The 11,325-nt window shown below is 61.3% G+C and carries 12 protein-coding genes and 3 pseudogenes; 9 read left to right on the plus strand and 6 right to left on the minus strand.

Annotated features, from left to right (window positions below):
- Positions 1 to 126, plus strand: a 126-nt coding sequence (locus tag AiwAL_RS17890) for a transposase (RefSeq protein WP_262312567.1), incomplete at its 5' end; no start/stop codon positions are given.
- Here AiwAL_RS17890 and moaB read toward each other — a convergent pair.
- A complete protein-coding gene (gene moaB, locus AiwAL_RS17895; protein ID WP_262313228.1) occupies positions 119 to 634 on the minus strand; it encodes a molybdenum cofactor biosynthesis protein B in 516 nt (171 codons plus the stop codon). The genes AiwAL_RS17890 and moaB overlap by 8 nt on opposite strands.
- Positions 635 to 1,315: 681 nt before the next feature.
- Here moaB and cydB point away from each other — a divergent pair.
- Both cydB and AiwAL_RS17905 read left to right on the plus strand, forming a co-directional pair.
- Positions 1,316 to 1,730, plus strand: a pseudogene (cydB, locus tag AiwAL_RS17900) (cytochrome d ubiquinol oxidase subunit II); the annotation flags it as partial.
- A 284-nt stretch (positions 1,731 to 2,014) separates the two neighbouring features.
- Complete coding sequence (locus AiwAL_RS17905) at positions 2,015 to 2,701, plus strand: VIT family protein (RefSeq protein ID WP_262313222.1); 687 nt, start codon at positions 2,015 to 2,017, stop codon at positions 2,699 to 2,701.
- 149 nt (positions 2,702 to 2,850) lie between these two features.
- Here AiwAL_RS17905 and AiwAL_RS17910 read toward each other — a convergent pair.
- Positions 2,851 to 3,852, minus strand: a pseudogene (locus AiwAL_RS17910) (transposase); the annotation flags it as partial.
- A 272-nt stretch (positions 3,853 to 4,124) separates the two neighbouring features.
- Here AiwAL_RS17910 and AiwAL_RS17915 point away from each other — a divergent pair.
- A complete protein-coding gene (locus AiwAL_RS17915; RefSeq protein ID WP_235706169.1) occupies positions 4,125 to 4,634 on the plus strand; it encodes a DUF1269 domain-containing protein in 510 nt (169 codons plus the stop codon).
- A 13-nt stretch (positions 4,635 to 4,647) separates the two neighbouring features.
- Here the strand turns inward: AiwAL_RS17915 and AiwAL_RS17920 are convergent, their stop codons facing one another.
- Positions 4,648 to 5,151, minus strand: coding sequence for a hypothetical protein (locus tag AiwAL_RS17920; RefSeq protein ID WP_262313223.1), 504 nt, complete (start codon positions 5,149 to 5,151; stop codon positions 4,648 to 4,650).
- Positions 5,152 to 5,287: 136 nt separating this feature from the next.
- Here AiwAL_RS17920 and AiwAL_RS17925 point away from each other — a divergent pair, with 136 nt between their 5' ends.
- The 4 genes from AiwAL_RS17925 to hemN all read left to right on the plus strand — a co-directional run bounded on the left by AiwAL_RS17925 (position 5,288) and on the right by hemN (position 8,455).
- Positions 5,288 to 6,037 (plus strand): Crp/Fnr family transcriptional regulator, encoded by a 750-nt coding sequence (locus AiwAL_RS17925; protein ID WP_235706167.1) that lies wholly within the window; start codon positions 5,288 to 5,290, stop codon positions 6,035 to 6,037.
- On the plus strand, positions 6,000 to 6,818 hold the full coding sequence (locus tag AiwAL_RS17930; RefSeq protein ID WP_262313229.1) for a CBS domain-containing protein: 819 nt from the start codon (positions 6,000 to 6,002) through the stop codon (positions 6,816 to 6,818). Before AiwAL_RS17925 ends, AiwAL_RS17930 begins: the two co-directional genes overlap by 38 nt.
- A gap of 24 nt (positions 6,819 to 6,842) precedes the next feature.
- Complete coding sequence (locus AiwAL_RS20475) at positions 6,843 to 7,016, plus strand: cation-transporting P-type ATPase (RefSeq protein WP_408851902.1); 174 nt, start codon at positions 6,843 to 6,845, stop codon at positions 7,014 to 7,016.
- A gap of 86 nt (positions 7,017 to 7,102) precedes the next feature.
- Positions 7,103 to 8,455, plus strand: coding sequence for an oxygen-independent coproporphyrinogen III oxidase (gene hemN, locus AiwAL_RS17935; protein ID WP_262313224.1), 1,353 nt, complete (start codon positions 7,103 to 7,105; stop codon positions 8,453 to 8,455).
- Here hemN and AiwAL_RS17940 read toward each other — a convergent pair.
- From AiwAL_RS17940 to AiwAL_RS17950, 3 genes are read right to left on the minus strand one after another with little or no spacing between them, the layout of a single operon-like run.
- On the minus strand, positions 8,437 to 8,616 hold the full coding sequence (locus tag AiwAL_RS17940; protein WP_235706165.1) for a hypothetical protein: 180 nt from the start codon (positions 8,614 to 8,616) through the stop codon (positions 8,437 to 8,439). The two genes, hemN and AiwAL_RS17940, sit on opposite strands and share 19 nt — an antisense overlap.
- A gap of 13 nt (positions 8,617 to 8,629) precedes the next feature.
- A complete protein-coding gene (locus AiwAL_RS17945; protein ID WP_262313225.1) occupies positions 8,630 to 8,758 on the minus strand; it encodes a hypothetical protein in 129 nt (42 codons plus the stop codon).
- A gap of 31 nt (positions 8,759 to 8,789) precedes the next feature.
- Positions 8,790 to 11,099 carry an efflux RND transporter permease subunit gene (locus AiwAL_RS17950; protein ID WP_262313230.1) on the minus strand — a complete coding sequence of 770 codons (2,310 nt, stop codon included), beginning with the start codon at positions 11,097 to 11,099 and terminating at the stop codon, positions 8,790 to 8,792.
- Positions 11,100 to 11,196: 97 nt separating this feature from the next.
- On the opposite strand from AiwAL_RS17950, the pseudogene AiwAL_RS17955 reads away from it, so the two are divergent.
- A pseudogene (locus AiwAL_RS17955) lies at positions 11,197 to 11,325 on the plus strand (IS3 family transposase); the annotation flags it as partial.

An 11,325-nucleotide genomic window follows, 5' to 3' on the forward strand; every position in this document is an offset into this window, starting at 1 on the left:
CACCTGATCGAGAACTTCTTTGCCAAACTCAAGCAATTCCGCGCCATTGCAACGCGCTACGACAAAACCGCCAGAAACTTCCTCGCAGGCGTCCACCTCACCGCCACCGCTATCTGGCTTAATTGACGACACACCCTAGGTTGCACGGATGATGCCGGGCATCGAGTTGGAAGCGCAGGATATCATCCCAACCGTCCTTCACCGCGTCCGGGGAGCCGGGTAGCGCGAACAGATAGGTTCCACCAGCCACCCCGCCGACCGCGCGGGATTGGATCGCCGATGTACCAATCTTCTGATAGCTCAGCACCCGGAACAATTCACCGAACCCTTCGATAACCTTGTCCACCACGCGGGCAAACGCTTCGGGCGTCACGTCCCGGCCGGTGACGCCCGTACCCCCGGTGCTGATTACGACATCGATCGCAGGGTCCGCGACCCACTTTCTCAGGATAGATTCGAGCATGTCCGCGTTGTCCGGCAGGATCGCGCGCGCCGCAATCCGATGTCCGGCAGCCTCGATTCGTTCGGCCAGCGCATTGCCCGACGTATCGTTCGATGCCGTGCGGGTGTCCGACACGGTCAGCACGGCGATCGAGACCGGCACGAAAGTTTTTGACTCATCAATACGCGACATGTGCTTAGCCTCCATACGATGCGCTTGCCCGCCGATTGCACGGCAGATCTGAGCTATTCCGAAACCCTCGCCCGCGAGCGGCTTGCCCCTTGGACCTCGGCCGAGGCGGAACAAACCACTGCTCATGCTTCACTGCCCGGGGACGAAGCCAGGATTATGCTCTAGCTTTCCCGCTGCAATCGTAGGCTTGTCGAGCATCTGAAACGGTAGATCGTAATAGCCATCATACCCCCAACTTTCTCCGGCTCTTCGAGGAATGTGCGTGATCGCGTCGGCATGCCTTGATCTAGATCAAGGCATGCCCGCCTTCTGCGTGTGCATATGGGGAGGTTATTGTTGTTGCGACACAACATGAAAATAGCAGGAGGGCGGGCTCATGGCGGAGGCGGGGTTTCCAGTTCTGCCGCCACTGGTGTGCGAGGCCGGCTCGCTATGCACTGGCTCTAACGAGATTCACCGTCTTCCATGCGTTTGGCATGGTGGCTGTCGTCATTCCTGCAATCTTGCGGCGCCGTGCTTTTGGTTGGCTATCTATATCGATCTTAACAAGAATAGTCGAAAACGGCTTCGATCAATCGACGGCCTGGCGAATTGGCCACGCCGTGTGGTCGATACTCGGCCGGGAAGGCCAACTCGATGATATCGTCGAGACCGACGAGTTAGCGATGGCCCGTGCCCGCCATCATCGGCCCGCACTGGGACGGAAATCAGGTCTGGTTCATCCTGGGCGGCGGTGCGATCTTCGCCGCCTTCCCAACCTTGGTACGCGACTTCGTTCTCGACCTTCTATATCGTGACGATCCTGCTTCTGTTCAGCATGATCCTGCGCCCGGTCGCCTTCGAATATCGCTCAAAGGTCGACGCTACGCGTTGGCGCGACACCTGGAACTGGGCGTTCCTGATCTCGGGCGCGGTGCCGATGATCATCTATGGCGCCGCCTTCGGCAACGTGCTTCAGGATGTCGGGTTCCATTTCGGTTGGGACGTGCAATATTACCAGGACGAGAGTTTCGTCGGTTATCTTCTCAATCCCTTCGCGATTCTCTGCGGCGTGCTCCCGCTTGCGCTTTCGATCCATCAAGCCGGGCCATTGATGTCCGTCTGCAGCACCAGTCGATATCGGAACAGACCGTGGTCGCCGTGCATGTCTCGATGCGACCGTGATCGGCCTCGACAACCGGCTTGGCTATAGTGGTCTTGTGTCCCCTGTCATGCCCAACGGCGGCTACGCTGAACAGCCTGGAAAACGAGCAAGGAATTTCTGCGCCTGTAGCTTGAAACGGCGAACATGAGAGTGGATAAAATCAGACGGATGGTAACTTCGGCTCCCGACCTGGAGCACTTGTTCGGCCCCGGGCCAACACGTGGTGGAGAAGAGCCTTGCGCAAGGAATATCACTACACACACCGCACGGGATGGCTGCGCGCGGCAGTGTTGGGTGCAAATGACGGCCTCGTATCGACGGCGAGCCTCGTGCTTGGCGTTGCGTCCGCGCATGCCACCCGAAGCAGCATACTGCTCGCGGGGGTTGCCGGCCTCGTCGCGGGAGCAATGGCGATGGCCGCCGGTGAATATGTCTCGGTGAGCTCCCAAGCGGATACGGAACAGACGGATCTGGCGCTCGAACGCACGGGACTCGAGGTTGACGAGGAAGCCGAGCACCGAGAGCTGGCTGAGATTTACGTTCAACGCGGACTGAATGCTGAGCTTGCTAAAGAAGTCGCCAATCAGCTCATGGCTCATGATGCATTAGGCGCGCACGCGCGTGACGAACTTGGCATCAACGAGATTCTCAGGGCGCGGCCCCTGCAGGCCGCGCTGGCGTCGGCGGCAAGTTTCATCGCCGGCGCCACTATGCCGCTGCTGACCGCAGTCGTCGCCTCCCAAACTGATTTGATCCCTTTTGTCGCTACAGCTTCCCTGGCTTTCCTCGCCCTTTTGGGTGCCCTCGCTGCGCGGGCCGGCGGGGCGCGGCTAATCAAAGGCGCGGTCCGCGTGCTGTTTTGGGGTGCCTTGGCGATGGCGTTGACTGCCAGCGTCGGCGGGCTGATAGGAACACCGGTGTAAATGGAGGACACGCCATGATCGGCGGACTCGAAGGCATCATCGCTCACCATCCATCAGTTCGTTGGCATATCCAAAGTGTCGGGAGCGGCGAAGCTCTGAGCAAGAGTTTCATGAGCTTTCGCAGTCCCCTGGTGAACCAGGAGAGCCTGCTCCTGGCGACTTTGCGGGGTTGACGGTGGGGTGCTTTTTTTGGCGGGCGCGGGATTTTCGGCAGCGTCCCACATGCCGGTGGACACCGCCCAATAAAGTGCCAGCGCCATCACCAGGATCAGGCGCGCGACACGGTCGGGATAGTGGATCTGGGTCTGCTCGATGCCGAAGCCGCGTGACTTGAAGTCGGAGAACATCGGCTCGATGCCCCATCGCTTGCCATAATCGAGCGTGGTCAGATAGCTGGGTTTGGCGGACATCGCGATGATCCACGGCTCGCTGTGTCCGGGATCGCGGATGACGCCGATATTGGTGCTGACGCGCTTGCCGGTGAGCGTCACGTCCGCGAAGTAGCTTCCGCCGGATGTCGCCAATTCTCCAGTGCTGGTCTTGCGCGAGCCGATCCGCGCGATGAGGTTGCCCTTCAAACGCAGCCGATAGTCCCAGCCGCGATCCCGGCACAGGCGGATCAACTCCGGTGTTCCATAGAACCGACCGGCATGCAGCACGACGCCGGTCCCGGCTGGCAGCCATGTCCGCACGGCGTCGAGCAGGTTCCTTTGGGTTGGAAATCCGATGGCGCCGTCGGTTTCCTCGACGCGCCACGCCAGAGGCAGCGCGCGTTCGCCCCAGCGCACGCTGAGCATCAAGACCTAGTGGCGATCCGACAGCTTGCTCTGATCGAGGATCAGCGGGATTGTCTCGCCGGCCTCGGCGGCCCGCGCCAGGACATCGGCCGCGAATGGCTGCATGACCGCGTCGCAGGAGACGAGGTCGTTTTCGAGGAACCGGGAAATCCACTGGTAGCCCATGTCCCAGCGATCCGACTCGCGCGGCAATCCGGATGCGAGTTCCACCAGATTGGCGCTACGGACATGCAACATGGTGGCGACCAGCAGTGCGAGCTTGTCGCGTTGGGTCTTGCGTTGCCTGGGCAGCCGCTGCTTCAGTTCGGCCTTGATGCCGTCCGCCCAGACAACAATCCCACTCGCCGCCGACATTCGATCCCGCTCCAGAAAAAGGGCGGAATCCTTGAATCACACACGGATTCGAGCCGTCAACAGCGCGCCCGAGGAACTGATGGATGGCGAGGCATCATCGTCTTCATCTCTTTCGTCTATCTCGGGTTCTACATCATCGCCTGGCGCTACACGAAGAAGCGATTTCCCTGACCGTCCGAACCTGCCGGATCGTGCCATAATTGCTCGAATTGCTCGCGGCCGACTGCCGGTGCACAATGATGACGGCATCCACATGATAAAATGAGGCAAACATGAACGACCTGATCGTCATCGCCTTTCCGTCCGAGGCAAAAGCCGAAGAAGTCCGGCGCAAAGTGCTGGATATGCAGAAGGAATATCTGATCGAGCTCGGTGACGCCGTGGTCGCGGTCAAGCAGCCGGACGGCCATGTCAGGCTCAACCAGTTGTTTCACCCCACTGCGGCGGGTGCCGCCTCCGGCAGCTTTTGGGGCTTTCTGATTGGCCTCCTGTTCATGATGCCGCTGGTTGGCGTCGCGATCGGCGCCGGTGCCGGCGCGCTCGGTGGCGCGTTGAGTGATTTTGGCATCAACGACCGGTTCATGAAGAATCTTGCAGAAGTGCTGCAACCCGGCAGTGCCGCCCTGTTCTTGCTCGTGCGCAAGATGACCGCAGACAAGGTGTTCGATGATCTCCAGGGTGTCGGCGGTACGGTGCTGCGCACCTCGCTCGATCATTCCAAGGAAGCCGCGCTGCGCGAGGCTCTGGCAGGCCATCAGGCGACACTGTCCGCAACAAACTAACGCATCTCGGCCCTTACTGTACCATTCGTTCGGCCGGGGGCAAGAGAATGATCGTGTATTCGCCGCTGATTTCGATCGGCCAGCCGATCGTCGCGGATAGTGGCACAATCGCGCCACCGCTTGCTAAAGCCACGCGCAGGGCACGACAGTCATGCGCTCGCGCGATCGTGACGAGCCCCTCCACCAGCCCATGGAAAAGCGGTACCGTGTTCAGAATGTCGATCGCGGCCAGAGGGCGCGCCGTCAATATCCGGCCGTGCGATAGATCGGTTTCGCAGCGATAACAGGCGATGCCGCTCGGGTAAGGCCGTTCCCGCCGTCGAATGACCAGGATGCCGCGATGGCTGGACATTGCGGCGATGGTGCGCCGCGCGAAGCTCCGCCAGTCCGCGCGGCTGACACGAGGCAGTGCCATCTGGATGATCGGATAGCTCGGACCGATCTGCCTGGCCGTCATCGGTTCGACGACGAAGCACCCCTCGGTGATGCGGCCCGCAGGCGCTGTGGTCTTGGACATGATCCGATATCGCGCCGTTTGTCATCCATCGCCTTGATCGAAATCAACGAGGACACGGAAATTCCGGGTCGATTTGCGTCGAGCAGCGCCAGGGTTTATGTCAAATTCTTGAGTTGGTCGGGCAAGAGGACCAGTGATGTCGGATCATCGGAACGGGCTCAGACGTTCATCGATCAATCTCTCGGACGCCATCATTCCGGGACTGTGCGCCGGCTGCGAAGCACGGCATATTGGCCTGTGCGACGCACTGGCCGACGAGGATCTGCATTTTCTAGCGAGTGTGGCGAAGTCCCATACCGTCCCGAAAGGCCGGATGTTTGTCGCGGAAGGCGACAAGGCACGGCATTTCTTCAACATCAATCGCGGTACGGCCAAACTGTTCAAGGATCTGCCAGACGGGCGGCGGCAGATCACCGGTTTCGTCGGTGCGGGGGACTTCGTCGGCCTGGCCGCCGCCGACCACTATGCCTTCACCGCCGAAGCGATCAATGAGGTGCGGCTGTGCAGGTTCGACCGCACCGAACTCCGTTCGGTATTCACGACGTTTCCCGCGCTTGAACGGCGATTGCTCGATGTCGCCTCGCACGAACTGATCTTAGCACAAGAGCAGATGCTCCTCCTGGGGCGCAAGAGCGCGATCGAACGACTTGCCTCCTTTCTGCTGGGCTGGAGCGACCGCGCGGAGATTTGCCCGAACGGGGCCCAAGCACTCGCCCTGCCAATGACTCGTGCGGATCTCGGCGATTACCTCGGCCTGACCTTCGAAACTGTCTCGCGCGCTCTTTCCGCCCTGAAGCGGCAGAACATCGTCGAGGTCGGCAAGGATCACGGCGTCAGAATCCTTGATCGTGACCGATTGTCCGCTTTCGCGACCAGCCGGTCTTGATCGAGATCAAGACCATCGGTGCACCACTTTGCTAGTCTCCTCCTGCGATTGTCAGGAGGAGATCATGAACATTCGCGATATCATGACTGTCGGACCGGTCACGGTCGAACCCAGAACCACCTTGAGCGATGCCGGGCGCATCATGCTCGATCAGCATCTCTCCGCACTACCCGTTACCGACCGGGATGGGAGGTTGGTCGGCATTATGACCGATGGCGACCTGCTGCGCCGGCCGGAACTCGACACGGCGCCCGAAATCAACTGGTGGCACGGCTTCTTCGCGCCCGAGACCTCCGCGCGCCAATTCGTCAAGACGCGGGGGCGCTACGTCGGCGAAATCATGACCGAGAACGTCAAGACCGTGACAGTCGAAACCCCACTTGTGGACGCGGTGAACTTGATGGAAATCCATCGGATCAGGCAGGTGCCGGTAGTACGCGGCGATGCGCTGATCGGCCTCCTGACCCGGAAAAATCTTCTGGCGGCGTTAATTACCCGGCTTTTGGTGGTCGATGACGACGTGATGTCGGACGATGCCAAGGCAACAATGATCCATGAGAACATCACACGGTTGAAATGGGCGCCGAAGGGTAGCGTCGTGATCACGGCTCGTGATGGGATTGCGACCCTGGCGGGTCCGATCTTCAGCGATGCCGAGCGGCGCGCGCTGATCGTGCTCGCGGAGAACACAAAGGGAGTGAAATCGGTCGTGGACAGAATGATCTATGTTAATCCCGACAACGTCGATCCGAGCAGTGGTGTCGCCTTCGGCTCGTTCTGACCAATGAGCGGCGCCACAGAGGACATGGACCCCGGTCTGACCCGCACGGAGGCCGCGCGGCGGCTCGTACAATTCGGGCCGAATGCGGTCGCGGATGTCTCCGAACGCTGGATCGCCGCAATCGCCGGTAAGGTGTGGCCACGATGGTCTGGAATCTGCCCCTCTCCCAGATCCGCACGTTGCCCTTTCTTGTGCTGATGCTCCCGGTGCAAACCATGCACTTCACGACTGCGCGTTGATCAGGATCAAGGCACGGTGCGGCGGAACCGCCTATTCTCCGCGGCATGGACACGCTCTCGCTGCTCGCCCGCTACGATCGCCGCCTGCCACGCTACACCAGCTACCCGACCGCTGTGCAATTCGATGCGCGTGTCAATAGAGACGTGCATCGGCGCTGGCTTGCGGCGATCCCCGACGGCGCTACCGCCTCGCTCTATCTGCATGTGCCGTTCTGCCGCAGCCTGTGCTGGTTCTGCGGTTGCAATACCAGCGTGATGAACAGCGTCACGGCTCTGGAACGCTATGCAACCTCGGTGCAGGCGGAGATCGCGCGTGTCGCTTCGGCGATCGGCCATCGCCTGCCGGTCCGACAGATCCATTGGGGCGGCGGCACACCGACCGCTCTGCCCGCACCCTCAATGCAGGCGATCGATGCAGCACTACGCCGACATTTCACGATCAATGCAGATACCGAAATCGCGATCGAGATCGATCCGCGCACCCTGCCCACAACTGCCGAGTCCGATCTGCGCGCGCTCGGCATCGACCGTGCCAGCCTGGGCGTGCAGGATTTCTCGCCGGCCGTGCAGGATGCGATCGGCCGGCACCAGAGTGTCGCGCAAACACGCCATGCCGCTTTGGTTGCGCGCGTGGCCGGTGCATGCTCGATCAATCTCGATCTCGTCTATGGCCTGCCGCACCAGACCGTCGCGTCCTTGGAGGCGACGGTTGAGTCTGTCCTCGAAATCGACCCGGACCGGGTCGCGCTCTACGGTTATGCCCATGTGCCCTGGATGCAGAAGCGTCAGCAGGTGATCGCCGAATACGATCTGCCTGACGCGGTGGCGCGTCTTGCCCAGCAGGCGCGCGCAGGGACCATGCTCGCCGAAGCCGGCTATAGTCGGATCGGTCTCGACCATTTCGCGAAACCAAGCGACCGCATGGCGCTCGCCTGCGGCACACCGGCGCTGCGGCGTAATTTCCAGGGTTACACGGTCGATGACGCCGATGTGCTGATCGGCTTCGGTGCATCCGCGATCTCGGCTCTCCCGCAAGGCTACGCGCAGAACGCGACACGGACCGCCGATTATCTCGCTTCGATCGAAAAAGCTGGTTTTGCCATCGCACGCGGCCTCGCTTTGACCGAAGAAGACGGTCTGCGTCGCGCGATCATCGAGCGGATCATGTGCGATCTTGCCGTTGATGTGGCGCGGCTTGCAAAGAATGCCGGTGTCGATTTTGCTACATTTGATGACGTTTGGCCGAAGCTCGAGTCGCTCGCCATGGATGGGTTGATCCGGCGCGACGGTTCGGTCATCTCGGTCACCGAAGCGGGACGGCCGTTCCTGCGCCATGTGGCTTCGTGTTTCGACGCTTATCTTGACCCGGAGACGGCGCGTCACGCTTCGGCAATTTGAGCACAAGAAAAGTTTGACATGGCCAATGCGGTCCTGACCGTCATTCCCGTCTCCTCAGTATCGAATTCGCCTTGTTCGAGACGATGGCGGATCATCCGAGAATCACGCATGGCAGAATCGAACGGGTCGGAGAGGCGCCGCATTTCCAGGGTTTCGACCATGACGGCAAGCTGATCATCGAACGGCGCTGGTCGAATGGTGCGAAACACTCGCATAAGGATCCACTTGGCCCGCTGCTCGATTGGGTGGCGGCAGCATCTTGATGGCGATGCGCTGATCGGCGTCGGGCACCGGATCGTCCATGGTGGCACCGATTTTGCCTAGTCGGTGCGGCTTAAGCCGGCTTGCCGTCATCGCGCAGCACCACGTAGATCGCCGGGATCACCAACAGGGTCAGCAGCGTCGAGGATGCCAAGCCGAACAGCAGAGAGATCCCCAGGCCCTGGAAGATCGGATCGGGCAGGATGGCCGCCGCGCCGATCATCGCCGAAAGTGCCGTCAGCAGGATCGGCTTCGCACGGATTGCGCCGGCGTCCAGCAGCACGCGACGTAGCGGAGTGACTCCGTCCTGGCCGCGACGGATAAAATCGACGAGCAGGATCGAATTGCGCACAATAATCCCGGCGAGCGCGATGAAGCCGATCATCGAAGTCGCGGTGAAATACGCTCCGAGCAGCCAGTGGCCAAGCATGATGCCGATCAGCGTGAGCGGCACCGGAGTCAGGATCACCAGCGGGATCTTGAAGCTGCGGAACTGGCCGACGACAAGGACATAGATTCCGAGCAGGGCGACGATGAACGCAGCCCCCATGTCGCGGAAGGTGACATAGGTAACGCGCCACTCGCCGGCCCAGCGCAGTGTCGGCGTCGCGTCATTCAGTGGTGCACCGGCAAGGCCGATTGCTGGTTTCGGTAGTGCCTTGGTCCAATGATGCTGCGCGATCAGATGATCGACCGCGAAAATCGCGTAGATTGGCGCCTGGAATTTTCCCGCGAGATCGGCTTCGATCATGTCGGCGAACTGGCCGTCGCGCCGATAGATCGAATAGGAGCCTTGCGATTGTTTTGCGGTGACAATCTGGCCGAGTTCGACGACGGATGTCGCGCCGGGAATCGCACTGGCCGGGATCGGTGTCGCCGCCAGCGTGTCGTTCCAGGAGCGGCCGTCATTCGGCAGACCCACGGTGATGTCGACCGGCAGGTGCTCCGCTCCGCGATACGCGTAGCCGACCGCGACCCCGCCGAGCAGGTCACGGATCGTCGCATTCACATCCGACTGCTCGACCTTGTAGAAATTGAGCTTGCTCTGATCAACGGTGATGTCGAGCTGTGGCCGCCGGTAGCCCCAGGAATCATGGATGTCGGCGATATAGGGCACGCGCGCGAAGAGACGCTTGACTTCGCGCGCCTCGGCAAGCCGGAGCTTGGCGTTCGGCGCGTAGATCTCGGCGACCAGCGGAGCGAGCACCGGCGGGCCGGGCGGCGACTGGACGATCTGCAGGGTCGCCCCCGGCGGCAGGGTGACCGTACGCACCGCCCCGCGCAGATGCCCGGCGATGGTGTTCGTGAGTTCGTCACGCTCGTCGCGTGGCTTCAGCAGGATGTGCAACTCGCCCTGGTTTGGTGCCTGCCGCGCGTAGTAGTGCCGCACCAGGCCGTTGAAGTCGAACGGGCCGGCAGTGCCGGCATAGGCCGTAACGGATCTGACATCATGGACGGTCTCGGCGCGGCGCGCCAGCGCGAACAGGGTTTGCTCAGTGGCTTCGAGCGATGCGCCGGCCGGCAGATCGAGGACCACCGTCAGATGCGAGTTGTTGCCGAACGGTAGCAGCTTCACCGTCACCACATCGAAATAGAACAGCGAGAGCGCTGCGAGCGTGGCGAAACCGACGCCGAGCAGAAAGATCAGGGCGCGCCCGCGGGTTCGGATCATCGGCTCGGCGATGCGCCAATACCATCCCGCAAGGCTATTGCGGACTGCATGAGGATGTGACCCAGCATGCCGATTGCGTGGTGCGAGTTTCAGTATCATCCAGGGCACCGCGATCGTCGCCATGAAGAACGAAAATGCCATCGCTATCGAGGCATTGATCGGAATCGGCGCCATATAGGGGCACATCAAGCCGGAGACGAACAGCATCGGCAGCAGCGCGGTGATCACCGTCAATGTCGCGATGATGGTTGGGTTGCCAACCTCGGCAACCGCTTCGATCGCCGATTGCAGGCGCGTCCGCTCGTCGCGCATCTCCCAGTGGCGGGAGATGTTCTCGATCACCACGATGGCGTCATCCACCAGGATGCCAATCGCGAAGATCAGCGCGAACAGGCTGACGCGGTTGATCGAGAAACCGAGGATCCAGGACGCGAAGATGGTCAGCAGCACGGTGGTGGGAATCACCACCCCGGTCACCGCCGCCGCGCGCCAGCCGATGGTGAAGGCGATCAGCAGCACAATCGAAGCGGTAGCCAGCGCCAGATGGAACAATAGGTCGTTGACCTTGGCGTTGGCGCTGCGACCATCGTCGCGGGTGATCGTGACCGCAACATCGCGCGGGATCAATCTTCCGCGCAGCGAGGTGAGGCGTTCGCGGATCGTGTGCGCGATGACGACGGCGTTGGACCCGGAGCGCTTGGCGAAGGCGATGCTGATGGCCGGCGTGGTGCGCCAAGCGGATTTGTCTGCGCGCCGGTGAACCGCGCCGGGAATCCCGGAGGCTCCAACTCTTGAGTAGGATGGAGCAATGGAAAAGCGGAAGACATCGAACAGATATTCACCTGAGGTCCGCGAACGCGCGGTGCGGATGGTGCTGGAGCATGGCAAGGATCATGCTTCGCAATGGGAGGCGATCGGTGCGATAGCGCCGAAGATC

This window comes from Acidiphilium sp. AL (assembly GCF_025499445.1).
In the GTDB taxonomy this organism is placed as follows: domain Bacteria; phylum Pseudomonadota; class Alphaproteobacteria; order Acetobacterales; family Acetobacteraceae; genus Acidiphilium; species Acidiphilium iwatense.

Bases quoted from the DNA above. Each gene is read 5' to 3' on its own strand.
- moaB (WP_262313228.1), bottom strand. From the start codon at position 634: ATGTCGCGTATTGATGAGTCAAAAACTTTCGTGCCGGTCTCGATCGCC.
- AiwAL_RS17925 (WP_235706167.1), top strand. From the start codon at position 5,288: ATGTCGGATCATCGGAACGGGCTCAGACGTTCATCGATCAATCTCTCG.
- AiwAL_RS20475 (WP_408851902.1), top strand. From the start codon at position 6,843: ATGGACCCCGGTCTGACCCGCACGGAGGCCGCGCGGCGGCTCGTACAA.
- AiwAL_RS17920 (WP_262313223.1), bottom strand. From the start codon at position 5,151: ATGTCCAAGACCACAGCGCCTGCGGGCCGCATCACCGAGGGGTGCTTC.
- AiwAL_RS17945 (WP_262313225.1), bottom strand. From the start codon at position 8,758: ATGGACGATCCGGTGCCCGACGCCGATCAGCGCATCGCCATCAAGATG.
- AiwAL_RS17940 (WP_235706165.1), bottom strand. From the start codon at position 8,616: ATGGTCGAAACCCTGGAAATGCGGCGCCTCTCCGACCCGTTCGATTCT.
- hemN (WP_262313224.1), top strand. From the start codon at position 7,103: ATGGACACGCTCTCGCTGCTCGCCCGCTACGATCGCCGCCTGCCACGC.
- AiwAL_RS17915 (WP_235706169.1), top strand. From the start codon at position 4,125: ATGAACGACCTGATCGTCATCGCCTTTCCGTCCGAGGCAAAAGCCGAA.